Genomic DNA, 24,820 nt, shown 5'->3' on the forward strand with positions numbered 1-24,820 from the left:
GGCGGATTATGCCAGAGCCTCCCAGCAAAACTCCACGCAGACACTGCGCCCGCCATCAGACCAGCGTACATCGCTGCTCAACTGACGCACCAGGCTCAAACCCCGGCCAGACAGACGGTCAATATCCAGCGGCCGCGCCAGCACCTGTTCCACGTCAAAACCAGGCCCGCTGTCCTCGACGCGCAGGGTCATGCGGCCGCCCGCCGCGGTCGGCAGCACTTGCACATGCACGCGTATGTAGCCGCTGTTGAGCTGCACCAGGCGGTCATTGCGCTGGCGGTAATACTCGGCAAACCCCTGGGCATCGCGCTTGAGCCGCGAATCCAGGCCCAACACCCCGTGTTCCAGGGCATTGGAATACAACTCGGCCATCACGCTGTAGAGCGCCCCGCTCTGCTCCCGCAGGCCATGGATCTCCAGCAACAATTGCAGCAAGTACGGCAATGGGTTGTAACGCTTCAAGGTCTCTGCGCGGAATTCAAAACTCACCGACCAGTCCAGCGGGCACGACTGGCCGCTGTCAGCATACAACGGCCCGCTGGCACGCAGTTGCTGGCCCGCTTGCAGGGTGATCTCCACCATGCTCACGTCATCTCGCGCCTCACCCCGAAACGCCGCCAAGGCCTGTTCAATGTCTTCAAACAGACGATCCGGCTCACGGTTGGCAGCGAATACCTGCTGCAAGCGTTCGGCGCCGAACAGCTGATCATTGGCATCGGCGGTATCCAACACACCATCAGACAGCAGGAACACCCGGTCACCCAACGCCATCGGCCAGACTTCGGTGCGGTCATCAAATGCTTCGGCCGACAACACCCCCAACGGCAAATGCCGCGACGCCAGCGGTGTACGCTTGCCGCTGGCGACTTCATGCACATAGCCTTCGGGCATGCCGCCGTTCCACACTTCCACCACGCGCCGCTGCGTGCTCAGGCACAACAGGGTGGCGCAGCAGAACATGTCCACCGGCAGGATGCGCTTGAGCTTGGCGTTCATCTCGCGCAGGGTCTGTGCCAGGCCGTAACCCTTGGCGGTCATGCCATAGAACACTTCCGCCAGGGGCATGGCGCCCACCGCCGCCGGCAAGCCATGGCCGGTAAAGTCGCCGAGCAGCACGTGCATATCGCCGGACGGTGTGTAGGCGGCCAGCAGCAGGTCGCCGTTGAACAACGCATAGGGCGATTGCAGGTAGCGAATGTTCGGTGCGGCATTGATGCAACCGGAATGCGCGACCTTATCGAATACCGCCTTGGCCACCCGCTGTTCATGCAGAAGGTAGTCATGATGCTTGGCAATCAGGTCGCGCTGCTGCAAGACCGTGGCCTGCAACCGCCGCAGGCGGTCCATGGCGTTGATCTTAGCGGCGAGAATAAGCTGGTTGTAGGGCTTGGGTAAAAAGTCATCGCCGCCCGCATCCAGGCACTGCGCCAGCGCTTCGCTCTCGCGCAGGGAGGTAAGGAAGATCAGCGGCACCAACTCTTCACCCGCCAGTTGCTTGATCCGGCGCGCCGCCTCAAAGCCGTCCATCACCGGCATCAGTGCGTCCATCAACACCAGTTGCGGGCGCTCGCGGATAAACACCTCGACCGCTTCGGCACCATTGGTGGCCGTGAGCACCTGGTGCCCTTGGCGCCGTACGATGGTCGACAGCAACAGCAGGTCGGCGGCGCTGTCTTCGGCGATCAGGATCGTCAGCGGCTCAAGGACCGGGGCCAGGGCGCTCAACTGATGTCGAACAGTTTGTCGAAGTTGGAGATGGCGAGGATCTTGCGCACATCGGAGTTGCTGTTGATCACCTGCACTTCGGCATTATCGCCACCGGCATGGTCACGCAACAGCAGGAGCATACCCAGGGCGGAGCTGTCCATGTAGGTGGCTTCCTTCAAGTCGACGACGTACAACTCAGGCACTTTATAGAAACGCTCGTAAGCATCACGAAACGCTTGATGGCTGCCGAAATCAAACCGGCCCTTGACCGCGATCGTCAACTTCGTCCCATCCAGGGATACTTCCGACTCGACTGACATGCGACTGCTTCCTTGTCTTTGGCAATGAGACAAGGTTTAGCAGGCGAACCCGATCTGAGCAACACCACACATCAACTGTGGGAGCGGGCTTGCTCGCGAATACGGTGTGTCAGTTGATATATCTGTGACTGACCCAGCGCATTCGCGAGCACATTTAGAACTGGGACTGGCGTGGGAGGCGCTGGGACAGTTCGTCGAGCAGCTTTTGCTCGCGCTTGTCTTCAAGCGCGCGTGCTTCGTCGATATAACGCTGCACCAATTTGCGCAAACCTTCGACCCGGGCAAACGCCGCTTGCCAGCTCTCGCGGGCTTTATCGAGGTTGTTCTGGTGCCACGCCAGGCTCTGGCGCTGCTGGCCGACAGCCGTTTCCAACTGATTGAGAAAGCCCTGGTAGCCCATCAACCACTGGCCCGATACGCCTTTGCTGCCGCGCTCGATCCACTGCTGCTGGTACTCACCCCGGAAACGCTCCAGGTCGCCCAGTTTGCTTTCGGCCAAGCGCACCTGCCCCTGGAAATAACCCAGGCGCTGAACGGCGGTTTTCTCGGCCTTTTCGGCCATGTCCACCACCGGAGCCAGGCGTGCGGCGCGGCTGTTGGCCATGGCTTAGCCGCCCGGCGCGGGGGCGAAGATCGTCTGCAAGTGTGCTTCGCTCTCGCCCATGCTGATCTTGTCGTTGAGGCCCTGGCGCAGGTAGGTCACCAACTGCGGTTGCAGGGCGATGGCCAGGTCGGTGTCGCGATCACCGCCGGCCACGTAGGCGCCAACGCTGATCAAATCGCGGCTCTGTTGGTAGCGTGACCACAGTTGTTTGAAATGCTGGGCGCGGGCCATGTGTTCCGGCGTAACCACCGCCGGCATCACCCGGCTGATGGACGCTTCGATGTCGATGGCCGGGTAGTGCCCTTCTTCCGCCAGGCGCCGTGACAGCACGATGTGGCCGTCGAGCACGCCCCGCGCCGAGTCGGCAATCGGGTCCTGCTGGTCATCGCCTTCGGACAATACAGTGTAGAACGCGGTGATCGAGCCACCACCGGCTTCGGCGTTACCGGCGCGCTCCACCAACTTGGGCAGCTTGGCGAACACCGACGGCGGATACCCCTTGGTGGCCGGCGGTTCGCCGATGGCCAGGGCAATTTCCCGCTGGGCCTGGGCGAAACGCGTGAGCGAGTCCATCAGCAACAGGACGTTCTTGCCCTTGTCGCGGAAATATTCGGCGATGCGCGTGCAGTACATGGCGGCGCGCAAACGCATCAGCGGCGCATCGTCCGCTGGGGATGCAACCACCACCGAGCGCTTGAGGCCTTCTTCGCCGAGACTGTGCTCGATGAATTCCTTCACCTCGCGGCCCCGCTCGCCGATCAGCCCCACCACGATGATGTCGGCCTCGGTAAAGCGGGTCATCATGCCCAGCAACACCGACTTACCCACGCCGGTACCGGCGAACAGGCCCAGACGCTGGCCGCGGCCGACCGTCAATAATCCGTTGATACTGCGAATGCCCACGTCCAGCGGCACGCTGATCGGGTTACGGTTGAGCGGGTTGATGGTAGGGCCATCCATCGGCACCCAGTCCTCGGCCTTCATGCCGCCCTTGCCATCCAGTGCGCGACCGGCACCGTCGAGCACGCGACCAAGCATGCTCATGCCCATTGGCAGGCGGCCGGTGTCAGCCAATGGCACCACGCGGGCGCCGGGGGCAATGCCCGCCAGGCTGCCCACGGGCATCAGGAAGATCTTGCTGCCGGAGAAGCCCATCACTTCGGCTTCGACCTGCACCGGGTGGTAGCTGTCGTCGTTGATCACCATGCAGCGACTGCCCATGGCGGCACGCAGGCCTTCGGCTTCGAGGGTCAGGCCAACCATGCGCAGCAAGCGTCCTTCGAGGATCGGCTGGCCAGGCAACTCGGCGGCCTCGGCATAACCGCTCAAGCGCTTGGCGAAGCTGGTGCGATCAAGGCGCATCGGGGGCGTCCAGGTCCACGCTCAGGTCGGGCTCAGCCGGGTTCAACACCTGCTCGTGGGCTTGATCCAGCAACTTGGCCATGATCTGGCTGATGCGGGTTTCGACCGTGGCATCGATGCGGCTGTGTTCGGTTTCGACGCGGCAACCACCGGGCTGCAACGAGGCGTCCTCGACGATGCGCCAGGTTTCTTCGTGGCGCTCGCGCAGGGCTTTGACCTGTTCGAAATCCTGCGGGTTGATGTACAGCCGCACATTGCCGACACCCAGTGGCAGCAGTTTGAGGGCTTCGCGCATGACGCTTTCAATATGGCTGGAGTCCAGCACCAGCTCGCGCTGGATCACCTGCCGGGCGATGTGCTGCACCAGGTCGACCATGGCTTTTTCGATCTGTGAATCCTGCTCGGCGATCGGGTCGAACAACACCCCCATCAAGCGTTCCAGGCTGGCGAGCTTGACGCTCAGCGCCTCCTCCGCTTCCTGGCGCACCTTGAGGGTGGTGCTGCGAAAACCGTCTTTTTCACCCGCCGCGAAGCCCTCGTTGTAGGCCTCCTGGCGGATGGCTTCCAACTCTTCCAGGGTCAGTGGCTGGACTTCATCCAGCGGCACTTCTTCCATCTCCGCCGGAGGCTCTTCAACCGGCTCCGGCTCAGGCTCGGGCAAATGTGGGTCGAAGCTGGGCAACGACCAGATGTCGAACCCACCGACGTCCCGCGCGCGAATCAGATCGCTGGGCGCCTCATCTTTGTTCGACATGAAAGGCGCCTTAGATCATTTCTTCGCCGCCCTTCCCGCCGAGAACGATTTCTCCGGCTTCGGCCATACGGCGGGCAATGGTGAGGATTTCTTTCTGCGCGGTTTCCACGTCGCTGACGCGCACCGGGCCTTTGGCCTCCAGGTCGTCGCGCAACAGTTCCGAGGCACGCTTGGACATGTTCTTGAAGATCTTCTCTTTGACGTTTTCGTCCGAGCCCTTGAGGGCCAGCACCAGCACGTCCGAGGACACTTCGCGCAGCAACGCCTGGATGCCACGGTCGTCGACATCGGAGAGGTTGTTGAACACGAACATGAGGTCTTCGATCTGGCCGGACAGGGTGTCGTCGATCTCGCGGATCGAGTCCATCAACTGGCCTTCGACCGAGCTGTCGAGGAAGTTCATGATGTCGGCCGCGCGCTTGATACCGCCCAGGGTGGTACGCGAGGCATTCGAGTTGCCAGAGAACTGCTTCTCCAGGATCGTGTTGAGTTCTTTCAGGGCCGCCGGTTGCACGGTGTTCAGCGACGACACGCGCAGGATGATATCCAGGCGCACCTTATGGTCGAAGTGGCCGAGCACTTCACCGGCCTGGTCCGGGTCAAGGTAGGCCACCACGATCGCCTGGATCTGCGGGTGTTCGTAGCGGATCACGTCGGCAACGGCACGCGGCTCCATCCATTTGAGGCTGTCGAGGCCGCTGGTGTTGCCACCGAGCAGGATGCGGTCGATCAGGCCGTTGGCTTTGTCTTCGCCCAGGGCCGAGGTGAGCATCTTGCGGATGTAGCTGTCGGAGCCGACGCCCAGGCTGGTCTGGTCGCCGACGATCTCGACGAACTCGCTCATCACCTGCTCGACTTGCTCGCGGTGCACATTGCGCATCTGCGCCATGGCCACGCCCACCCGTTGAACCTCTTTGGGGCCCATGTGGCGCAGCACTTGGGCGGCGTCGGTTTCACCCAGGGACAGCAGCAGGACTGCGGCTTTGTCGACCTTGGTGAGCTTGGCAACAGCGGCTCGATTATCACTCATCTGCGTTGATCCACTCTTTCACGACCTGGGCCACACGGCCCGGGTCTTCTGCCACCAGACTCTTGATTGCATTCAGCTGAGCGTCATAGCCTTCGCTCGGGCTTGGCAACAGGATACTTTGCGGGCCACCGAGGCTGACGCGGTCGTTGGCCAGTTCGCCGTCCAGGCCGCCCATGCCACCCAACTCGACGTCGCCGCCTGCCAGGGCAAGCTGTTTCTTGCCGTTGCCGGTGATGTTGTTGAGCACCGGGCGCAGCACGCCGAACACCAGCACCAGGATAAACAACACACCCAGTACTTGCTTGACGATGTCCCAGAACCACGGCTGCGAGTAGAACGCCGGCTCGGCGATCACTTCGCCACGCTCGGCGGAGAACGGCATATTGATCACGCTGACACTGTCACCACGGCTCGCGTCGAAACCGACGGCGTCCTGCACCAGGCGCGTGAAGCGCGCCAATTCGTCGGCGCTCCAAGGAGCACGGGTGACGGCGCCATCCGCGGCATTGACCTTGACCTGGTCATCCACCACCACCGACACCGACAGGCGATTGACGCGGCCTTGTTGCTGCTTGGTGTGGCTGATGGAACGGTCGAGCTCGAAGTTCTTGGTGGACTGGTTACGCTTGTCCGCCGGGTACGGGGCGAGCATCGGCTGGCCGGTGGCCGGGTCCATGATCTGCTGGCCGTTGGCATCCAGCAGTGGCTGGCCTGGCTGAATCGCGCCAGCGCTGGCGGTAGCGCCACCGGTGGTCTGCGGCGCAGAGGCCGGGGCCGGCGGCTGGTTGCTCAATGCGCCTGGCACACCTTGCGGCGGGCCATTGGCGGCGGTGCGTTGTTCGCTGGTGGACTGCTCGCTGCGCAAGGCGGGCTGGTCTGGGTTGAATTGCTCGGAGGTCGACTCGACGGCGCTGAAGTCCACGTCTGCGGACACTTCCGCCTTGTAGCGGTCGTTGCCGAGCACCGGTTGCAGAATGTTGTGTACACGCTGGGTAAGCATGCTTTCGACGCGGCGGCTGTAGTCGAACTGCTTGCCGGCCTGGGTCAACGCGGAGTTTTCCGCCTGGTCGGACAGCAGGTTGCCCTTCTGGTCCACCACGGTGATCTGCGATTTGCTCAGTTCAGGCACGCTAGTGGCGACCAGGTTGACGATCGCCAGGACCTGGCCAGGCTCCAGGGAGCGGCCCGCAAACAGTTCTACCAAGACCGAGGCACTTGGCTTGCGCTCGTCGCGCACAAACACCGAGCTTTTCGGAATGGCCAGGTGCACGCGGGCACCCTTGACGTTGTTCAGGCTGGAGATGGTGCGTGCCAGTTCGCCTTCCAGGCCACGACGGTAGCGGGTGGCTTCCATGAACTGGCTGGTGCCCAGGCCCTGGTCCTTGTCGAGGATCTCAAAACCGATGTTGCTGTCGGACGGGGTTACGCCGGCGGCGGCGAGTTTCATGCGCGCACGGGCCACATCGTCGGCCTTGACCAGCAGCGCCCCGGAGTTGGGCTCTACGGTGTAGGCGATGTCGGCGGCGGCCAGGGTTTCCATGATCTGCTTGGAATCCATGCCCGCCAGGCTGCCATACAGCGGCCGGTAATCGGGTTGCTGCGACCACAGCACCACGGCAAAACCAATCGCCACGCTGGCAGCCAGGCCGACCATCAGGCCCACCTGACGCAACATGGTCATTTCGGAGAGGTTTTCCAGGAACGACAGGCCAAACAGCGGCGGTTTGCCGTCTGCCTTGGCGGGTACGTTGTCCACGACTGCTTCTGCCATGACTTAAATCTCGTCCTTAAACCGGCATCTGCATGATGTCTTGGTAAGCCTGAACCAGCTTGTTACGCACCTGGGTCAACGCCTGGAACGAAACGCTGGCCTTTTGCGAGGCGACCATCACGTCGGTGAGGTCCACGCCGCTCTTGCCGATCTCGAACGCGTTGGCCAACTGGCTGGAAGCTTGCTGGGTGTCACTGACTTTGTTGATGGCCTGGCCGAGCATGTCGGCGAAGCTGCTTTGGCCCAATTCCGGCGCTGGCGCGACGGATTTCGGTTGAGCCATGGCATCCATTTGCATGGAGCGCATATCCAACATCAACCGATTGAACTCAATACCCTGGCTCATGAACTTCTCTCTCCGACAACCCGCATTTTTTTTGACGCTACGCCGCACTTACTAGGGGAGGTAGCAACAAGGGTGCCAGCTCTGGTTCAACTCGTAAGAAAAGGCGACAAACCTTGTCGGCCTCGATACTAATCAGGTGGCGAACAGATACGCCTCGACATCCATCCCCGCGTCACGCATCTGCGCCAGCTTGTAGCGCAAGGTGCGCGGGCTGATGCCCAGGCGCTCGGCGGCCTCTTTGCGACGGCCACGCTCGGCGCGCAGGGTGTCGATGATCATCTGGAATTCGCGGCGACGCAGGTCGTCGCCCAGCGCACCGGCGGTTTCGGTGTCGGCCACCACGGGCGCCGGCGCCAAGGTTGGCAGCGGCGCGGCCCCGCTGCCCATGGCCAGGCAGAAATCCTGGGGCTGGATCAGGCCGCCCTGTTGCAGGATCAGCGCACGCTGGATGGCGTTGTCGAGCTCCCGCACATTTCCTGGCCACGGGTAGGCGATCAGGCAGGCCTGGGCCTCAGCCGACAGCCGCGCCTGGGCGTGCTTCATTTTTTTGACGTGGTTGTTCAGCAGGCGCTCGGCCAGCGGGATGATGTCCGCCGGGCGTTCGCGCAACGGGCGCCAGGCCAGGGGGAATACCGACAGACGGTAGAACAGGTCTTCGCGAAAACGCCCCGCCGCCACTTCGCCCGCCAGGTCACGGTTAGTCGTAGCAACCACACGAATATCCAGCTGGATCGGCTTGCGGGCGCCGACGCGCTCCACTTCACGTTCCTGCAGCACCCGCAGTAACTTGGCTTGCAGGCCCAGGGGCATTTCCGAAATCTCATCGAGCAGAATGGTGCCGCCGTCAGCCTGCTCGAACTTGCCCGCCTGGGCCGCGATGGCGCCGGTAAAGGAGCCTTTTTCGTGGCCGAACAGCGTGGCTTCGAGCATGTTGTCGGGGATCGCCGCGCAGTTGATGGCGATAAACGGCTGCTTGGCGCGGGTCGATTGCTGATGGATGTAACGTGCCAGCACCTCTTTGCCCGTGCCGGACTCGCCGGAAATCAATACGGTGGAATCGCTGCGCGCCACACGGGCCGCCAACTCCAGCAATTGCGCGCTGGCCGGCTCGAAGGCAATCGGACCTTCGCCGTCGCTGGCCGGGATCACGCCCAGCGCATGCCGTGCGACCAGTTCGATCAAAGCTTTGGGTTCGAAGGGTTTGACCAGGTAATCCGCCGCACCCTGGCGCATGGCATCGACCGCACGCTCAACGGCGCCATGGGCGGTCATCAGCAATACCGGCAACTGCGGCTGACGCGCGCGCAGCAGGCCGAGCAACTGGTGCCCGTCCATGCCGGGCATGTTCACATCGCTGACCACCAGGCTGAAGGACTCCTGCTCCACCGCCTCCAAGGCGTCTTCGGCAGAACCGACCGCCCGGTAGTCATGGCCCGCCAACAGCAGCGTGTCAGCCAATGCTTCACGCAGGGCGCGATCGTCTTCCACCAACAGAACCTTGATTGCCATAGCCTTCCTACTCCGCGCTTGCCGCGCATGAAAACAGCGGCAAGGTCATCAATGCACAGGTGCCCCGCCCAACCCGGGAGTGCAACTGCAATTCTCCCTGATGAGCACGCGCCACTGCCTTGACCACGGTCAGGCCCAGGCCGGTGCCGTTGGTCTTGGTGGTGAAAAAAGGTTCGCCCAGACGCTGCAACACGGCGGGCTCGATACCGCTGCCGCTGTCACTGATGCACAGGCGCAGGTTTTGCTCGCGGTTGTACAGGTGCACCTTGAGCCGCGCACCGGGACCGCTGGCTTGGGTGGCGTTCTCGATCAGGTTGAGCAGCGAGCCGACGAGGGTGTCACGGTTGCACAGCAGTTCACCAAGGTGGCTATCGCACTGCCAACGCACGTGCACGTCTTGAATATGAGTGGCGGCCGCCGCCTGCAGCGCCTGCATCAACTCGGCCGGCGTAATGCGGTCGGTCAGCGGCAATTCGCCACGGGCAAACACCAGCATGTCGCGCACCTGATGCTCCAACTCGTGCAGGCGCTCCTTGAGCCGCCCGGCAAACTGCTGGTGGGTGGCGGCAGGCAATTGTTCGTCAGTCAAATGACTGGCGTAGATCAGCGCCGCCGACAGCGGCGTGCGGATCTGATGCGCCAGAGAAGCGACCATGCGCCCCAGCGACGACAGACGCTCGTGCCGCGCCAACTGGTCTTGCAGGTGACGGGTTTCAGTCAGGTCATTGAGCAACACCAACTGGCCCGGCTCTGCGTCCAGGGAACGGGTGGCGATGGACAAACGGCGGCCGTCTTTCAGGGAAATTTCGTGACCGTCGTCTTCACGCGGCGCAAAGCAGCGGGTGATGACATGCCGCCACAGTTCGCCTTCCAGCGGCAGGCCCAGCATGTCGCAGGCCGCCGGGTTGGCTTCGCGCACGCGGCCTTCTTCGTCGATGACAATCACGCCACCGGGCAGCAGCGACAGCAGGTTTTGCAGACGGTTGGCCAGGCGTTCCTTCTCGGCCAACTCTTCCATGCGCTGGGCACTGACCACGGCCAACTCGCCTTTAAGCTCGGACACACGGGCTTCGAGCAGGCTGTAGGAGTCGGTCAATTGACTGGACATCTGGTTGAACAGCGAAAAAGCCTGTTCCAGGCCTTGGCGGCTTTGCTGTTCTACAGAGGGAACCAGCCCTGCAATGGCAGGACTGGAAGCGTGTTGGGCGGCGTGGGGCATCATGCTCTCTCGCTGGCTGACCGTCAGTTAAACGGAACGTTGCGAGGGCTGTAGCAATACCCGTGCCGAAAAAAAACCACTGAAGTTTCAGTGATTTAAAAAACAGGCGTCAATCTTCCGCCTGTTCGTCACCTTCTTTGCGGCTCATGCCGTACTTGCGCATCTTCTCCACCAGGGTGGTTCGACGAATGCGCAGGCGCTCGGCGGCACGGGCGACAATGCCGTTGGCGTCGTCCAGAGCCTGCTGGATCAGGCCTTGCTCCAGGTTGCCGAGGTAGTCCTTCAGGTCCAGGCCTTCGGGCGGCAGCATGGCGGTCGAACCGAAGTCCGGGGTATGGCCGTTGATGGCCACCCGCTCTTCCATGTCGCTGCGCAGGCTGTCGACCAGTTGCTCGTCTTCGTCGTCGACGTAGCGGAATTTCTTCGGCAGCTCGACCACGCCGATCACACCGTAGGGGTGCATGATCGCCATGCGCTCCACCAGGTTGGCCAGCTCGCGCACGTTGCCCGGCCAGCCGTGGCGGCACAAGGACATGATCGCGGCGGAATTGAAGCGGATCGAACCGCGCTTTTCGTGCTCCATGCGCGAGATCAGCTCGTTCATCAGCAACGGGATGTCTTCCACGCGCTCACGCAGCGGGGCCATCTCGATCGGGAATACGTTGAGGCGGTAGTACAGGTCTTCGCGGAAGCTGCCGACCTCGATCATGCTCTCGAGGTTCTTGTGGGTCGCCGCGATGATGCGCACGTCGACGCTCTGGGTCTTGTTACTGCCCACGCGCTCGAACGTACGCTCCTGCAACACGCGCAGCAGCTTGACCTGCATCGGCAGCGGCATGTCGCCGATCTCGTCGAGGAACAGGGTGCCGCCGTTGGCCAGCTCAAAACGCCCGGCACGGCTGGTGATCGCCCCGGTAAAGGCGCCCTTCTCGTGGCCGAACAATTCGCTTTCAAGCAGCTCTGCCGGAATCGCCCCGCAGTTGACCGGCACAAAGGGCCCGTCGCGGCGCTTGGAGTGATAGTGCAGGTTGCGCGCGACCACCTCCTTGCCAGTGCCGGACTCGCCGAGGATCAGCACGCTGGCGTCAGTATCGGCCACTTGCTGCATCATCTGGCGCACGTGCTGGATGGCACGGCTGGTGCCGACCAGGCTGCGGAACAGGTTGGGTTCGCGATGGCGACCGCGCTCGCGGGCTTGGTCGTACATCTCGCGATAGACCTGGGCACGGTGCAGGGAGTCGAGCAATTTGCTGTAGCTGGGGGGCATTTCCAGGGTGGAAAGCACTCGGCGGCGCTGGTCTTCCGGCAGGTCGACAGAAGAAATATCGCCCATTAGCAACACGGGAAGGAACTCATCCCAGGTGGACAGTGTCTTTAACAAGCCCAAAACAGCGCCAGGAGCGTTCACCGTCCCGATCAGCACACAAATGACTTCACGGCTCGATGACAATGAGCTGACCGCCTGCTGCCAGTCATGGCTGCCGCAGGGCAAATTTTCTTCGCCAAGAAAATTCAAAATCACCGCTAAATCGCGGCGGCGGACGCTATCGTCATCAATCAGCAGAATTTTGGTTTCACGCCACATGCAATAGCAACTTCCCTAGTAAAACTTCCTGCCCCGATGTGAGGGCAATCGAGACGCCTGTAAGACTTTGTACCTTACTAGACGTCTGAAATCTGAAAACAGCACTAGTTAAGTCAAAAATGCTGGCACAGTCAAATATATGACGCGCCGTTCGGACTAACTGAGCCCATTCAGCCGAACAGATGGTAAACCTTTGACGCGTTTTTAGCTTGGTTGATCTGCGACATCTCTTCGAAAATCGCCTGGCGCTCGCCAGTCGTCACCTCAAGCAATTGCTGGTACACCGCCAGCAGGCTTTCAAGCTTTTCGCGCAACGCATCCTCATCGACCGGCGCTTCACTGAGCACCTCGTCGATGACATGACGACAGCCCAGGTCCAGTTCGCCAATGGCGTCCCAGTTACGGTCCGCCAGCGCGCCGATCAGCGCCTCACGGGTTTCATCAATGCGTTGCAATGCTTGGCTCATGACGTGTTCCTCAAGGCCGATGGCCTTATTGTGCGGCGGTCTGTGGCGCGCCGATGGCATCCCAGCCTTCTTTCACGGTGATCAGCAAACGCGCGACTTCGTCGATCATGTCGGCGTCGTTGTGCAAATTGGCTTCCATCAAACGGTTGGTCATGTACGCGTACAGACTTTCCAGTTGCTGGACATAGGCTGGGTTTTCGCTTTTTTCGGCATCCAGTCCGTCGCGCAAGCCAATAATAATGTCCACAGCTTTGCCAAGCATCAGGCCCTTCTGCGCAACATCTCCACGAGCCAATGCACCTTTAGCCTGCGCCATGCGGTCAAGGCCGCCTTCCATCAGCATTTGCACCAGGCGATGCGGACTAGCCTCAGAGATCTGGGCATGGGAATTGACCTTCTGGTATTGGCGAAGGGCTCTCATGGGATTCATGTATCTACCTCGTGACAGGCATATCGAAAAAGTTTTCTGTTACCAATATGTCGTCCGGAGCATAAAAAGCTTTAGGTGGCTCTCTAAGCGATGCTAATGACTCCGGAGCAATATCAATTGTTCTTCTGGTTGTTCAAAGCGTTGAGCGTCCCAAGGATGTTGTTACTTTGCTGGCGAATTTGCGCAACCAGGGTGTCCATGGCGTTGTACTTGTCTTGCAAACTCTTTTGCAAAGCAGTCATCCGCTCATCCAAAGCCGACTGCTGGGTCACCAAGTCTTTCAGACTGTCGGACAAGCTCGTCGAACGAGTAGCAAGAATACCCGTTGCAGGCTTGGCGTAATCATCGGTTGCCGTCTTCAGGCGAGCGAGCAGGCCGGTCTTGCCAGTGAAGATACTGTTGATATCGGCTGCGTTATTGACCATGGCAGCGTCCCACTTTTTGTCATCCATCACCAACTGGCCAGTGGTCGAGTTGGTACTGATGCCAAATTGAGCCAGGGATTTCAACGCCCCAGTCCCTCCCAGCGAATTGAATTCATTGCGCAGCGCTGTCTGCAGGGTACGCATCGTCGAATCGCCGGTGAGTGTTGACGCCGTGGTTGTGCCATCCGGGTTTTTCGTAACTTTAGTCTCTGCCGTCATCGCCGTCAGCAAGGCATTGTAGGTGTCGACAAACCCTTTGACCCCAGACTTGAGTGTCGCAGTGTTAGTACTCACCGTGATCAGCGTAGCAATAGGTTTGCTTGTATCACCGGTTGTCGGGAACGGAGACGGCGAGAGCAATTTGATGCTTACACCACTTAACGCATCGGAGATGTCGTTGGTCTTGGACGTCGCTGGAATACCGTCGATGCTGTATTTGGCGTCTTTTGGCGTATCAACCACCGTGGAGCCGACGTCCAGGCCGGAATTACCGGACAATGTCAGGTCCGACCCAACCCCCATGGTGGTGGACGTCAAGATCAGACGCGAGCCACTGGAGTCAGTCAGGACGTTGGCACTCAAGCCTGCCGTCGCGAATTGAGTGTTGATGGAATCACGCACTTGTTGCAGGGTCGCTCCTGGCGGCACACTCACATCGAACTTCTTGCCCGACTGCGTGATCGTCAGCGTTGTCGCCTGATCACTTGCATTGACGACCGATTGAGGGCCCGCTGCAAACGTCTTGCTTGACAACTTGGAAGCCACTGCCAGGTTATCGACTACCAGCCTGAAACTACCGTTGGAGGCAGTATTACTCGCCTTCATGGTGGCGACCTTTTCATCCGAAGATGAGCCGGTAAGACCAGTAAAGCTGGCACTATTGGTCATTGTGTCTAGAGCGCCGCGGAAAGCATCCAGAGCAGCCTGAATTTTGCCGATCGAAGACAGCGTGGTGGTCGCTTTCTGCGTTTGGGTATTGATCTGAGTCTGCTTGGGTGCTCTCTCGGAGTCCACCAAGGACTTCACAATCGCTTGCGTATCGATATTCGAACCAATACCGCTAACCGTTGAACCCGCCATCATCTTTCTCCTAATCGGTGGCTGCCGTTTTCTTGACTAACAACACTTCAAGCCTCGACAGCAACAAGTTTCATGCCAGCTCAGGCTTTGTCATCAAACAACACATGGCTTGCACTGGACAAGCTCTGAGCCAGTTTCAATGCTGTTTCCGAGGGTATCTGGCGGATCACTTCACCGCTTTCAGTGGCAATGACCTTGACCACAACCCGATGGGTGGAATCATCAATGGTAAAATCCAGTTTACGCTGGGCCGCTTGTACGAATTCGCGTATGTCGGTCACCGCTTTTTCCAGATCGGCTCGCTCAGGCTCGCCTCCAGATGGTGCTACCGCCCCTACTTTTGCCTTCTCTTTGTCAGCCGCAATGACATGTGCCACTGCACTCTGAGGTGCAACCGGTGGATAAGACTGGTTCAACTTCACACTCATGTCCATGTCCAATCTCCTCTACAACTGAAAAGACGAAAGGGCACGTAAACGCGCCCTTCCGTCAGTTACCAAGCGCGCTGATTACTGAAGCAGTTTCAGTACAGCGGATGGCAGTTGGTTAGCCTGCGACAGGATCGCAGTGGAAGCCGACTGCAGAGTTTGTTGCTTAGTCAGTTCGGCGGTTTCAGCAGCGAAGTCGACGTCCTGAACAGTGGAACGTGCAGCGGTGGAGTTCTTCTGAATGTTCTGCAGGTTATCTACAGTAGTGGTCAGACGGTTCTGGGTAGCACCCAGACCGGAACGCACGCCGTCGATGGTGCCGATGGCTTTGTCGATAACAGCCAGGGCATTCTGAGCGTTGGTAGAGCTGGTGACGTCAGTCTGAGCAACGCTGGTTTTGGTCGATGCGGTAACGGCACCGAACACACCGGCGGCGCTTGTGCCGGTCAGCGAATAGCCGCTGGCCGAATCCAGGTTGACAGCACCAGTAGCGATCACGGCGTTGGCAACCGCCACGTCGGCACCGAACTTGCCCGAACCATCTTTGGTAGCGACAGTCACCGAAGCACCAGCAGTCACAGCGCTGAACGCGATGTTCTCACCCGAGTCGGATTTTACAGTCAGTACATCTTTGGACTGATCGTAGCTAACGCTGATGCCAAGCTTGGCAGCGTTGGACTTCAGTTGGTCAGCCAGGTTGGCGTTGCTGGTAACACCGATGAAGTCGACCTTCTGGCCACCCACATCCATGGTGAAAGTAGCAGGAGCAGCAGTAGCGGCAGTCTTGTCGACCTTGAACTGAGCTTCAGTGCTGGCAGTAGCGGTCAGGCCACCGATCGCGCCGTTCATGCCTTTGGCGATGTCTTTAGCCGAAGCGTTGGCAGCAACGTCAACGTCTGCGGTTTGACCGTTACCGGTCACGGTGATTTTGCCAGCTACAGCCAGGATGGTGCCGGACTTGATTTGCTGCGAACCGATGTTGTTCGCTGCAACGTTGTCCAGGCTCAGGTTGATGGTTTCGTTAGCGTTGGCGCCAACCTGAATAGCTTTGGTACCGTACGAACCGTCCAGCAGCTTCTGGCCACCGAAAGTAGTGGTCTGGGCGATACGGGTCAGTTCCGAAGTCAGGGCCTGGTATTCGTCGTTGTTCGACTTACGGTCGTCAGGGCTCAGGGAGCCGGTTGCCGAGGACAGAGCCAGGGTACGCATTTTTTGCAGAATGTCGGTCGAAGCCTGCATTGCGCCTTCAGCGGTCTGCGCGATGGAGATACCATCGTTGGCGTTTTTAACTGCTTGACCCAGACCGTTGATTTGGCTGGTCAGGCGGTTGGAGATCTGCAGGCCGGCAGCATCATCTTTGGCGCTGTTGATACGCAGACCGGAAGACAGGCGCTGCATGGAAGTGGCCAGGGAGCCGCCAGCTTTGTTCAGGTTGCCCTGAGTAGTGATCGAAGCAATGTTGGTGTTTACTGTTAAAGCCATGACGAAATCCTCGTTGGATGGATACTGCGGCTTCCGGCCCTGGCAACCGCCGGGTGTGGCCTGAGAACCTACGTAATAGTTATCGTCGTGGTAGCCGGTTGCTTGAGGATTTTTTTTGTTTTTTTTGCTGGCGTCGTGCCACCCCTTGCAATTCAAGGGTTTACGCGAGCTCCAAAGCCCGATTTCATTGGGTTTTTTGGCGCCAAATAAAAAACGCCGATGATCTTTCGATCATCGGCGTTTTTTGTGGACGCTATCAAGGCATCAAGGGCGATAGAGAATTGCCGAGCCCCACGACAGGCCCACACCAAAACCGCTGATAGCCACCCGCTTCCAGGTGGCGTCCATCACGTGCTTTTCCAGCAGCAACGGAATGCTCGACGACACGGTGTTGCCGGTCTCGACCATGTCCTTGATGAACTTGTCCACCGGCGCATCTTCAAAACGACGCGCCACGGCATCGACAATCGCCGCACTGCCCTGGTGAATGCAGAAGGCATCGATCTCGTCCGCCTTGAGCTGCGACTCATCGAGCAACTCGTGCAAGTGCGCCGGCACCTTGAGCAAGGCGAAGTTGAAGACCTGGCGACCGTTCATGAAGAACACGCCGTCGCTGACCTTCAGGTGCGGCGCACCGGAACCGTCGGTGCCAAATTTGGATTTGCCCAGCAACCAAGACGCGTCTTCGCCCATCCAGGTGGCGGTGGCGGCATCGCCGAACAGCATGGTGGTGTTGCGATCTTCCGGGTCGACGATCTTCGAATACGGGTCGGCAGTGATCAGCAGGCCGTTTTTCAGGCCGGCAGCTTCCATGAAGCCCTTCATTGCGTAGATCCCGTAGACGTAGCCGGAGCAGCCCAGGGAAATATCAAAGGCCGCGACGTGGGTCGGCAAGCCGAGCTTGTCCTGGACGATGGCGGCCGTGTGCGGCAGCCCTTCTTCATCACCGTTCTGGGTGACGACGATCAGCGCATCGATGGACTCGCGCTTCAAATCCGGGTTATTGGCAAACAAAGCGTTGACCGCCTCGACACACAGATCGGAGGTTTCCTGCGCGGCATCCTTGCGCGGCAGGAACGCCGAGCCGATCTTGCCAATGATGAATTCTTCATCCTTGGCGAATTTGGCACCCTGGGCGTAGTTATCGATCCCGTCTGCCGGCACGTAACTGGCGATGCTTTTTATGCCAATCATTGTGGCTTCCCAATACTAAATAGCTGGAGAACACCCCTGGGCCACGCCCGGAGTGCTGACAATAAAGGGGATAACCCCATAAAAATCTCGCTGAAAGCCGCCTCGCAAGGACCCTGTGACGACTTATCCTTTTCACACGATACAGTGAAGATGCGCTTTATGACTCACAGGTCACTCAATTTTGTGTGCTTTATGCAAAACCTTCAAACAATTAAATCCCAGAAACGACAACGGCCCGCCCTGTTTCCAGGGCGGGCCGCTTGATGTAGTGCCACTTACATCTTGTTGAAGAGGCTCAACTGGGCGATTTTCACAAAAGCCAGCTGAGAGGCTTGGAGCATGGTTTGCTGCAATGCCAGGTTGATCGCTGCTTCGCCCATGTCGATGTTGGCCAGGTCGCTCATGGTGCTCTTGTTGGCCGTGCCAATACTGGTGTTTTCCGCAGATTGGATATCCAGTGCGTTCATGCGCGCACCGATGGAGCCGCGCACGTTATCCAATTGTGTGCGGGAGTTGGCAAGGTTGCTCAAAGAAGCATCCAGAGTGTCCTTGAGCTTGACTTGTGCAGCCGGGTTACCGTCCGCCGGCTCTTCCAGGGCCTGGCGCAATTGGCTGAGGGTATCCAAGGCACTCTGTGTTTTTTTGGTGCTGGCCCCCACAGCGAACTGATCGCCGGCAGACGGCGTTCCTAGAGGAGTGCCGCCACTTATATCAAACGTGATGCCGGCTGCAGTAACGGTGGTCGCCCCTCCGGTGTCACCGCTGGCAATCGCCTTGCTGTTGGTTGTGTAGGGCTGGGCATACACTTCATAGGCGGTGGAACTGGTGAATTTGATCACCGCACCGCTATTAGGGAAAGTGCTGGCATAGTCTGCCTGACTACTGACTCGGGCACCTGTCAACTGGACGGTTGAGAGGTTGCTCGGGGTTCGTGAAACACTGAAGGTATCCGGCTTGGTCTCCAGGGTAAAGGCACGATCCTTGACCAACGCATCAGATTCCGCACCAGGCGTGACACCTTTGAGGTTCAAGGAGATTTCAAACTTCACACCACGCAGCGCAACAGTGGAACTGCCCTCTTTGGTGGAGTCGAATGTGCCGTTGCCGGGAATTTCAGATGTGACATCGTTGCCATCTTTGTCCGACACCTTGTACTGGGTACTGCTGGTAAAGGTCAGCTTGTAGGGTTGGCCATCAGCAAATTTGCGGGTGTAGTCAGTGCCCGAGGTGACCAACCCAGCGGACAGCGAAACCTTGTTGTCATTGACCGCTGGCGGAGCCGGCGGGACAGTAGCCGGCTGAATCCACTTGGCTTGCGTACGCCCAGAGTTGACCGCACCTTCCAGGACATTTTTACCGGTGTCACCTGCAGCGACGTTCAGGGTGTCAGACACTTGCAGGCTCAAGGGCGTTTCGTCGCCTTGATAACTGTAAGTACCATCGCTGTTACGAGAATACGGCGGTGTCTGAGTCGTTGACCCGGAAAATATATAGTTGCCAGACGAGTCCTTGCTGTTGAGCAGACCTAATACCTGATCCTCGATGGCACCGACTTCACTGGCAATGGACTTGCGATCGGCGTCACTGACTGAACCGCCCGCACGGAGCGCCAACTCACTGGCGCGCTGCATGGCGTCGTTGATTGCATCAAGCACACTTTGCTCGTTTGTCAGCGAGTTTTTCAAGCTGGTGATGTTGCCATTGAACTGACCCAGCATGTCCTTCTGCTGCTGCAACATCAGCAGGCGCGCCGCTGCAACCGGATCATCCGCAGCAGTTTGCACGCGTACGCCGGAACTCGCCTGATCCTGAGCCTTAACCACACCGGAGTAGTTCTCCGTGTACTTGGCGGAGCTGGTTTCAAAATACTGCTGTGTAGAAATACGCATCGTCCCAGACTCCTTTAAAGGGCATTGATCAGTGTGCTGAAGGTTTCTTGCGCAGCTTTGATAATCTGCGACGACGCGGTGTAGTACTGCTGAAACTTGATCATGTCGCCCGCCTCTTCATCCAGGTTGACCTGGGAGACCGAGTTGCGCGCATTCTTGTTGGCGGTCAGCAGCGCCCCGGTGGCCGTGCTGTCGGTACCGGCCGAAGCGGCCTTGGCGCCGACCGTCGAGACCAACTTGCTGTTGGCCCCCACCAGGCTGGTGCCGCCGCTGCCATCGGCCGCCGTGCCTACAGTCGCCTTGGTCTGCAGGTTGATCAGTTGCTGGGCGTTGCGATTGTCGGACTTGCCGGAGGCATTGAACGAGAACGTCGTGCTGTCGCCGTTGGCCGGCGAACCGCCCACCGTGGTGTCGAAACTGAAGCTCTTGGCCGGCACCACCAGGGCACCGTTGGCATCGCGCATCGGCACGTTGATCGTGACCTTGTTGCCCTGCCCCGGAACAATGCTGCCGGTGCCGATCGGGTTGCCCTGGGCATCATTGAGTGTGTACGGCTGGGTGCCGTCGGCTGCCGGCTTGCCGAATACCATCTTCACCGGCATCGAATGTTCAATCCCCGTGCGCAACTGGGCAGTGGCGGCGCCGCCCTGGATATCCAAAGGCACCGTCAGGGTCGGCGGGGTAAACGTGCCGGTACCTTCGTTGGTCTTACTGGCCTGCCCGGATAGTGGCGCGGCAAAAGCGATCTTGTTCGGATCCGTCATCACGGTGCCAATGTCCTTGGCACCATTGGCGGTCGGGCTGACCTTGAAGCTGTCCCCGGTAGCCATCGGCCCCTTGCCGTCGAGCGCCAACGTGAAACCATCGATCACGGCCGGTGGCGTGGCGGTGACGTCAAACGTCCCCATGGCCTTGCCATCGGAACGCACCACGGTGACGTTGTTCGGGTTGGCGCTGTCGTTGAAGGTGACCTTGTAATCGAAATTGGTCAGCTTGCTGCTGTCCTTGATCGACACGTTCAGGTTGCCGGAACCCGCGCTGTTGCCACCCGAAGCCTGGCTGCGCTGGGCAATGGCCGCGGCGCTGTTGATGTCCTTGAACAGCGAGCTGCCGAACTGGCCGTTGAGGTCCAGGCCCTGGCCCAACTGGTTGTTGATGGTGTCTGCGGTGGCGATGGCGATGCGCCCCAGGTCATTGATGGCAGGCATCAGGACATCGCTGCGATAACGCAACAGACCACCGATGCTACCGCCGCTGAGCACGTTGCCCAGATCGAGCGACTCACCGCCGCCCACGTTGAGCTGGATGGTGAACTGGCTGGTGTCGTTCTTGCTCGGTACGGCGGAGATGGTGTTGAACTGGTCACCCAATACCAGCGACTGGCCGGAACCGGTGCTGACGCTGAAGATGCCATTCTTCTCGGTGGCGGTCACGCCGACCAATTCGTTCAGCGAACGCACGGCTTCGGCACGCGCGTCCAGCAGGTTGGCCGGGGCCGTGTTCGACGAACCCTGCACCTGGGCGATCTGCTTGTTGAGCGAGGCAATGGACGACGTCAGCTTGTTGACCTGGTCACTCATCGACGACAGCTGGCTGTTGATGGTTTCTTTCTGCTGGCCCAACTGTGTAGAGATCGAGTTGAAGCGATTGCTCAGCGCCTGCGCCTTGGTGATCAACACCTGGCGGGCCGAGACATCGCTCGGGTTGGCCGAGGCAGTCTGCACGGCCGAGAAGAACTCACTGAGCACAGCCGACATACCGGTGGTCTTGTCCGACAGGGTCTTGTCGACAGCGCTGACCTGGTCGAGGTAAGCCTTGGCATCGCTGTTGAGCGAGGTGCTGTTCTGGTAGGCCGCGTCGAGGAACTCGTTATACACCCGGCGCACATCGGCCAGGGTGGTACCGCTGCCGATGTACACACCACCGTACTGGTTGGCCGCACTGGCGTTCTGGGTGGTCTGCTGACGCGAATAACCCGGAGTATTGGCGTTGGCAATGTTATTACTCAAGACCGACAGCGATCCTTGAGAGGCATTGAGCCCTGACATCCCGATACTGAGCAAACTCATGGTTCAGACCTTATAAATGTGTGGTTGCGCCAGCGGCAGCGTAATTCTGGTAACTGTCCATCGTTTTGGCGATCTGCGAAATCTTGCTGGCATAGGCCGGGTCGGTGGCGTAACCGGCTTTCTGCAACTCGCGTACAAACTGTTCCGGGTTGTCGGCCGATTTGATGACTTCTTTATAGCGATCATTGCTTTGCAGCAAGGTCACCAGGTCGTGGAAGCTGTCCTGGTATGAGGCGTAGGAACGGAACTGCGCCGTTTCCTTGACCATCGCCCCATCCCGGAACTCGCTGGTGATCGCACGTGCCTGGCCGCCCTGCCAACTCTGGCCGGCCTTGATGCCGAACAGGTTGTGGCTGCTGCTGCCGTCTTCGGCGCGCATCACCGATTTACCCCAACCGGTTTCCAGGGCGGCCTGGGCCACCAGGTACTTCGGATCGACACCGATGCGCGCGGCGGCCGCCTTGGCCATCGGCAACATGGTGGCGACAAATTCATCCTGTGAGCTGAAGGCCTTCTTCGCCGGCGCCAAGGGTGGCTGGGCCACGGCGCGACCGTAGACCTGCATGCGCCCGCTCGGCACGGCGAAGGTGCGCGCGCTGCTGTTGATCACGTTGTCATCGGCCACGCTGTTACGCAGCGGCGCGCTTTTGGCATCGATAGCAACGGGCGCGTTCGGCACGATGCCGGCCAGCAGGCGATCGGTCAGCTTGCTCGGCAAGGCGATGCGACGCTGGTTCATCAGCTCCATGTCGTTGCTGTGGGACGCCGCGGCGCCGGCCTGCGGCTCAGCCACTCGGTACGCCCACAACGGACGCTGGCCATTGGAGCGGCCCAGCGGCCCTTCGGCCTGGGTGCCGGCCGCAATCTCGGTCGGCACATCGACTTTCTTCTCAGGCGTGGTACCTGCCGGGCCCTGCAAGGTGGCGGCCTGGGCCTCCACCGGCTTGTTCTTCTGCATCTGGCGCATCAGCACGTCGGCCAGGCCGATACCACCGCCCTCGCGGGACATCGAGACGGCCAGCTGCTGGTCGTACATTTCCTGGTATTGCTTGGCGGCCGGCGTGTTCATCGGGTTGTCTTTACCCAGCGCCTCGGTAGCCGAACGCATGGACTTGAGCATCTCGCTCAAGAACAGCGATTCGAACTCCTGCGCGACCTTGCGCATGTTGCCTTCGCTGTTCTTGTCGGCACCGACCTTGAGCTGGTTAAGCCGGTTCAGGTCGGAGTAAGACCCCGAATCCGCCGTGCTGCTGATCCCGCTCTTGCGCATATCCATGACCATGGCCTCAGATCACGATCAGGTCGGCTTGCAAGGCGCCGGCCTGTTTCAATGCTTCGAGGATCGCCATCAAGTCGCCAGGCGCTGCGCCCACCTGGTTCACCGCGCGGACAATCTCGTCCAGGGTAGTGCCAGGGCCGAACTTGAACATCGGCTTGGCTTCTTGCTGGGCATTCACCCGCGAACGCGGCACCACCGCCGTCTGGCCGTTGGACAACGGGCCAGGCTGGCTGACGATCGGGTCTTCGGTGATGGTCACGGTCAGGCTGCCGTGGGTCACGGCCGCAGGCGAGACCTTGACGTTCTGGCCGATCACGATGGTGCCGGTGCGCGAGTTGATGATGACTTTGGCCACGGCCTGGCCAGGGTCGACTTCAAGGTTTTCCAGGATCGACAGGTAATCGACGCGCTGGCTCGGGTCCAGCGGCGCCGTCACACGGATCGAGCCGCCGTCGATGGCCTGGGCCACGCCCGGGCCGAGCATGTCGTTGATCTTGTCGACCACGCGCTTGGCGGTGGTGAAGTCGGAGCGGTTGAGGTTCAGGGTCAGGCTGTTGCCCTGGTTGAAACCACTTGGCACGGTACGTTCAACCGTGGCGCCGCCCGGGATACGCCCGGCCGACGGCACGTTGACGGTGATCTTCGAACCGTCGCGACCTTCGGCGTCGAACCCGCCGACCACCAGGTTGCCCTGGGCGATGGCGTAGACGTTGCCGTCGATACCCTTGAGCGGCGTCATCAGCAAGGTGCCGCCGCGCAGGCTTTTCGAGTTACCAATGGACGACACGGTGATGTCCACCATCTGACCCGGTTTGGAGAACGCCGGCAGGTCGGCGCTGATCGACACTGCCGCGACGTTTTTCAGCTGCACGTTGCCCGACCCCGCCGGCACCTTGATGCCGAACTGCGAGAGCATGTTGTTGAAGGTCTGCAGGGTGAACGGGGTCTGGGTGGTCTGGTCACCCGTACCGTTGAGCCCCACCACCAGGCCATAGCCGATCAACTGGTTGGAACGCACGCCGGAAATGCTGGCGATGTCCTTCAGGCGTTCGGCCTGGGCGACAGCGCTCAAGGAAAGCAGGAGTGCGGCCGCCATCAGCTGTTTGAAGTTCAAAGTGGCCACCTAGAAAGGGAACAGCGGGCTAAGGAAGAAACGGTCGAACCAGCCCGGCTGACTCGCATCAGCAAACGAACCCGTACCCGAGTAGGTAATGCGCGCATCGGCAATCCGTGTGGACGGCACGGTGTTGTCGGTGGAGATGTCATCGGCGCGGACCATGCCGGCAATGCGCACCAGCTCATCGCCGGTGTTAAGGGTCATCCACTTTTCACCGCGCACGGCGATGATGCCGTTGGGCAATACGTCGGCCACGGTCACCGTGATCGAACCGGTCAGGCTGTTGCCCTGCCCTGCCGCGCTCTTGCCGTTGGTGGCACGATCGCCGCTGTAGCCGGCGCTGAGGCTGAGGTCGCCGTCACCCAATGGATTATTGGTGTTGGGCACCGCGCCGAACAACGAGGTCAGGCCGAGGTTGGCCTTGCTGGTCTTGCCGATCTGCGAGTTAGCGTTCTTGCTGGCCTGGGTGCGCTCGTTCAGGGTGATGGTGATGATGTCACCGACCCGGAACGCCTTACGGTCGCTGTACAGGTTCTGTTCGAAACCGGCCTGGTAGATCGAGCCATTATTGGCAGCCGCCGGCAACGGCGTGCGTGGCAACACCGGCGCGTAGTACGGGTCATTGGGTTTTGGCGTCGGGGCGACACAGCCCGCGAGCACGGCAATCCCACTCAATGCCAGAACAGAAACATAGCGATTCATGACCCTTACCTCACGGTGTTGCAGGCGCCCTCAAGAGCGCCTCATAGACTT

The 24,820-nt window shown here is 60.0% G+C and carries 22 protein-coding genes; all 22 read right to left on the minus strand.

Going from position 1 to position 24,820, the window contains the following annotated elements; all coding sequences use genetic code 11:
* Positions 1-6 precede the first annotated feature (6 nt).
* The 22 genes from KUA23_RS21680 to flgH all read right to left on the minus strand — a co-directional run bounded on the left by KUA23_RS21680 (position 7) and on the right by flgH (position 24,769).
* Positions 7-1,725, minus strand: coding sequence for an ATP-binding SpoIIE family protein phosphatase (locus KUA23_RS21680; RefSeq protein ID WP_252992826.1), 1,719 nt, complete (start codon positions 1,723-1,725; stop codon positions 7-9).
* Positions 1,722-2,027 carry an STAS domain-containing protein gene (locus tag KUA23_RS21685; RefSeq protein ID WP_033900756.1) on the minus strand — a complete coding sequence of 102 codons (306 nt, stop codon included), beginning with the start codon at positions 2,025-2,027 and terminating at the stop codon, positions 1,722-1,724. The genes KUA23_RS21680 and KUA23_RS21685 overlap by 4 nt, the downstream gene beginning before the upstream one ends.
* 154 nt (positions 2,028-2,181) lie before the next feature.
* Complete coding sequence (gene fliJ, locus KUA23_RS21690) at positions 2,182-2,631, minus strand: flagellar export protein FliJ (RefSeq protein ID WP_028617325.1); 450 nt, start codon at positions 2,629-2,631, stop codon at positions 2,182-2,184.
* Positions 2,632-2,634: 3 nt separating this feature from the next.
* Positions 2,635-3,993, minus strand: a complete 1,359-nt coding sequence (gene fliI / locus KUA23_RS21695) for a flagellar protein export ATPase FliI (RefSeq protein WP_078049619.1) — start codon at positions 3,991-3,993, stop codon at positions 2,635-2,637.
* On the minus strand, positions 3,983-4,747 hold the full coding sequence (fliH, locus tag KUA23_RS21700) for a flagellar assembly protein FliH (RefSeq protein ID WP_100492400.1): 765 nt from the start codon (positions 4,745-4,747) through the stop codon (positions 3,983-3,985). The genes fliI and fliH overlap by 11 nt, the downstream gene beginning before the upstream one ends.
* Before the next feature lie 10 nt (positions 4,748-4,757).
* Positions 4,758-5,777, minus strand: coding sequence for a flagellar motor switch protein FliG (gene fliG, locus KUA23_RS21705; protein WP_010208743.1), 1,020 nt, complete (start codon positions 5,775-5,777; stop codon positions 4,758-4,760).
* Positions 5,770-7,548 carry a flagellar basal-body MS-ring/collar protein FliF gene (fliF, locus tag KUA23_RS21710; RefSeq protein ID WP_078049621.1) on the minus strand — a complete coding sequence of 593 codons (1,779 nt, stop codon included), beginning with the start codon at positions 7,546-7,548 and terminating at the stop codon, positions 5,770-5,772. Before fliF ends, fliG begins: the two co-directional genes overlap by 8 nt.
* 16 nt (positions 7,549-7,564) lie before the next feature.
* A complete protein-coding gene (gene fliE / locus KUA23_RS21715) occupies positions 7,565-7,894 on the minus strand; it encodes a flagellar hook-basal body complex protein FliE (RefSeq protein WP_015885194.1) in 330 nt (109 codons plus the stop codon).
* A gap of 132 nt (positions 7,895-8,026) precedes the next feature.
* The gene (locus tag KUA23_RS21720; protein WP_252992827.1) at positions 8,027-9,403 is read right to left on the minus strand and encodes a sigma-54-dependent transcriptional regulator; all 1,377 of its coding nucleotides are present in this window, start codon (positions 9,401-9,403) and stop codon (positions 8,027-8,029) included.
* Between the two features lie 7 nt (positions 9,404-9,410).
* On the minus strand, positions 9,411-10,622 hold the full coding sequence (locus KUA23_RS21725; protein WP_252994305.1) for a sensor histidine kinase: 1,212 nt from the start codon (positions 10,620-10,622) through the stop codon (positions 9,411-9,413).
* A gap of 109 nt (positions 10,623-10,731) precedes the next feature.
* Positions 10,732-12,207 carry a sigma-54 dependent transcriptional regulator gene (locus tag KUA23_RS21730; RefSeq protein WP_252992828.1) on the minus strand — a complete coding sequence of 492 codons (1,476 nt, stop codon included), beginning with the start codon at positions 12,205-12,207 and terminating at the stop codon, positions 10,732-10,734.
* A gap of 170 nt (positions 12,208-12,377) precedes the next feature.
* Positions 12,378-12,674 carry a flagellar protein FliT gene (gene fliT / locus KUA23_RS21735; RefSeq protein WP_078049623.1) on the minus strand — a complete coding sequence of 99 codons (297 nt, stop codon included), beginning with the start codon at positions 12,672-12,674 and terminating at the stop codon, positions 12,378-12,380.
* 25 nt (positions 12,675-12,699) lie between these two features.
* Positions 12,700-13,104: a flagellar export chaperone FliS gene (gene fliS / locus KUA23_RS21740; RefSeq protein ID WP_100492397.1), complete on the minus strand. Its 405-nt coding sequence runs from the start codon at positions 13,102-13,104 to the stop codon at positions 12,700-12,702.
* A gap of 113 nt (positions 13,105-13,217) precedes the next feature.
* A complete protein-coding gene (fliD, locus tag KUA23_RS21745) occupies positions 13,218-14,609 on the minus strand; it encodes a flagellar filament capping protein FliD (RefSeq protein WP_033900746.1) in 1,392 nt (463 codons plus the stop codon).
* An 80-nt stretch (positions 14,610-14,689) separates the two neighbouring features.
* On the minus strand, positions 14,690-15,043 hold the full coding sequence (locus tag KUA23_RS21750) for a flagellar protein FlaG (RefSeq protein ID WP_100492396.1): 354 nt from the start codon (positions 15,041-15,043) through the stop codon (positions 14,690-14,692).
* 75 nt (positions 15,044-15,118) lie between these two features.
* The gene (locus KUA23_RS21755) at positions 15,119-16,519 is read right to left on the minus strand and encodes a flagellin N-terminal helical domain-containing protein (protein ID WP_100492395.1); all 1,401 of its coding nucleotides are present in this window, start codon (positions 16,517-16,519) and stop codon (positions 15,119-15,121) included.
* A 264-nt stretch (positions 16,520-16,783) separates the two neighbouring features.
* Positions 16,784-17,713 (minus strand): ketoacyl-ACP synthase III, encoded by a 930-nt coding sequence (locus tag KUA23_RS21760; RefSeq protein WP_078049628.1) that lies wholly within the window; start codon positions 17,711-17,713, stop codon positions 16,784-16,786.
* 275 nt (positions 17,714-17,988) lie between these two features.
* A complete protein-coding gene (locus KUA23_RS21765; RefSeq protein ID WP_100492394.1) occupies positions 17,989-19,602 on the minus strand; it encodes a flagellar hook-associated protein 3 in 1,614 nt (537 codons plus the stop codon).
* Positions 19,603-19,616: 14 nt separating this feature from the next.
* Entirely contained in the window at positions 19,617-21,671 is a 2,055-nt protein-coding gene (gene flgK, locus KUA23_RS21770) for a flagellar hook-associated protein FlgK (RefSeq protein ID WP_100492393.1), read from the minus strand.
* A 10-nt stretch (positions 21,672-21,681) separates the two neighbouring features.
* Positions 21,682-22,953, minus strand: coding sequence for a flagellar assembly peptidoglycan hydrolase FlgJ (flgJ, locus tag KUA23_RS21775; protein WP_100492392.1), 1,272 nt, complete (start codon positions 22,951-22,953; stop codon positions 21,682-21,684).
* A 4-nt stretch (positions 22,954-22,957) separates the two neighbouring features.
* Positions 22,958-24,046 carry a flagellar basal body P-ring protein FlgI gene (locus tag KUA23_RS21780; protein ID WP_177409549.1) on the minus strand — a complete coding sequence of 363 codons (1,089 nt, stop codon included), beginning with the start codon at positions 24,044-24,046 and terminating at the stop codon, positions 22,958-22,960.
* A 27-nt stretch (positions 24,047-24,073) separates the two neighbouring features.
* Positions 24,074-24,769 (minus strand): flagellar basal body L-ring protein FlgH, encoded by a 696-nt coding sequence (flgH, locus tag KUA23_RS21785; protein WP_028617341.1) that lies wholly within the window; start codon positions 24,767-24,769, stop codon positions 24,074-24,076.
* Between the last annotated feature and the right edge of the window lie 51 nt (positions 24,770-24,820).

The sequence above is a fragment of the Pseudomonas pergaminensis genome, assembly GCF_024112395.2.
Classification (GTDB): domain Bacteria; phylum Pseudomonadota; class Gammaproteobacteria; order Pseudomonadales; family Pseudomonadaceae; genus Aquipseudomonas; species Aquipseudomonas pergaminensis.

Excerpts from the sequence above, each read along its gene's own strand:
- KUA23_RS21685 (WP_033900756.1), bottom strand. The coding sequence starts at position 2,027 with ATGTCAGTCGAGTCGGAAGTATCCCTGGATGGGACGAAGTTGACGATC.
- fliJ (WP_028617325.1), bottom strand. The coding sequence starts at position 2,631 with ATGGCCAACAGCCGCGCCGCACGCCTGGCTCCGGTGGTGGACATGGCC.
- fliI (WP_078049619.1), bottom strand. The coding sequence starts at position 3,993 with ATGCGCCTTGATCGCACCAGCTTCGCCAAGCGCTTGAGCGGTTATGCC.
- fliH (WP_100492400.1), bottom strand. The coding sequence starts at position 4,747 with ATGTCGAACAAAGATGAGGCGCCCAGCGATCTGATTCGCGCGCGGGAC.
- fliG (WP_010208743.1), bottom strand. The coding sequence starts at position 5,777 with ATGAGTGATAATCGAGCCGCTGTTGCCAAGCTCACCAAGGTCGACAAA.
- fliF (WP_078049621.1), bottom strand. The coding sequence starts at position 7,548 with ATGGCAGAAGCAGTCGTGGACAACGTACCCGCCAAGGCAGACGGCAAA.
- fliE (WP_015885194.1), bottom strand. The coding sequence starts at position 7,894 with ATGAGCCAGGGTATTGAGTTCAATCGGTTGATGTTGGATATGCGCTCC.
- KUA23_RS21720 (WP_252992827.1), bottom strand. The coding sequence starts at position 9,403 with ATGGCAATCAAGGTTCTGTTGGTGGAAGACGATCGCGCCCTGCGTGAA.
- KUA23_RS21725 (WP_252994305.1), bottom strand. The coding sequence starts at position 10,622 with ATGCCCCACGCCGCCCAACACGCTTCCAGTCCTGCCATTGCAGGGCTG.
- KUA23_RS21730 (WP_252992828.1), bottom strand. The coding sequence starts at position 12,207 with ATGTGGCGTGAAACCAAAATTCTGCTGATTGATGACGATAGCGTCCGC.
- fliT (WP_078049623.1), bottom strand. The coding sequence starts at position 12,674 with ATGAGCCAAGCATTGCAACGCATTGATGAAACCCGTGAGGCGCTGATC.
- fliS (WP_100492397.1), bottom strand. The coding sequence starts at position 13,104 with ATGAATCCCATGAGAGCCCTTCGCCAATACCAGAAGGTCAATTCCCAT.
- fliD (WP_033900746.1), bottom strand. The coding sequence starts at position 14,609 with ATGGCGGGTTCAACGGTTAGCGGTATTGGTTCGAATATCGATACGCAA.
- KUA23_RS21750 (WP_100492396.1), bottom strand. The coding sequence starts at position 15,043 with ATGGACATGAGTGTGAAGTTGAACCAGTCTTATCCACCGGTTGCACCT.
- KUA23_RS21755 (WP_100492395.1), bottom strand. The coding sequence starts at position 16,519 with ATGGCTTTAACAGTAAACACCAACATTGCTTCGATCACTACTCAGGGC.
- KUA23_RS21760 (WP_078049628.1), bottom strand. The coding sequence starts at position 17,713 with ATGATTGGCATAAAAAGCATCGCCAGTTACGTGCCGGCAGACGGGATC.
- KUA23_RS21765 (WP_100492394.1), bottom strand. The coding sequence starts at position 19,602 with ATGCGTATTTCTACACAGCAGTATTTTGAAACCAGCTCCGCCAAGTAC.
- flgK (WP_100492393.1), bottom strand. The coding sequence starts at position 21,671 with ATGAGTTTGCTCAGTATCGGGATGTCAGGGCTCAATGCCTCTCAAGGA.
- flgJ (WP_100492392.1), bottom strand. The coding sequence starts at position 22,953 with ATGGTCATGGATATGCGCAAGAGCGGGATCAGCAGCACGGCGGATTCG.
- KUA23_RS21780 (WP_177409549.1), bottom strand. The coding sequence starts at position 24,046 with ATGGCGGCCGCACTCCTGCTTTCCTTGAGCGCTGTCGCCCAGGCCGAA.
- flgH (WP_028617341.1), bottom strand. The coding sequence starts at position 24,769 with ATGAATCGCTATGTTTCTGTTCTGGCATTGAGTGGGATTGCCGTGCTC.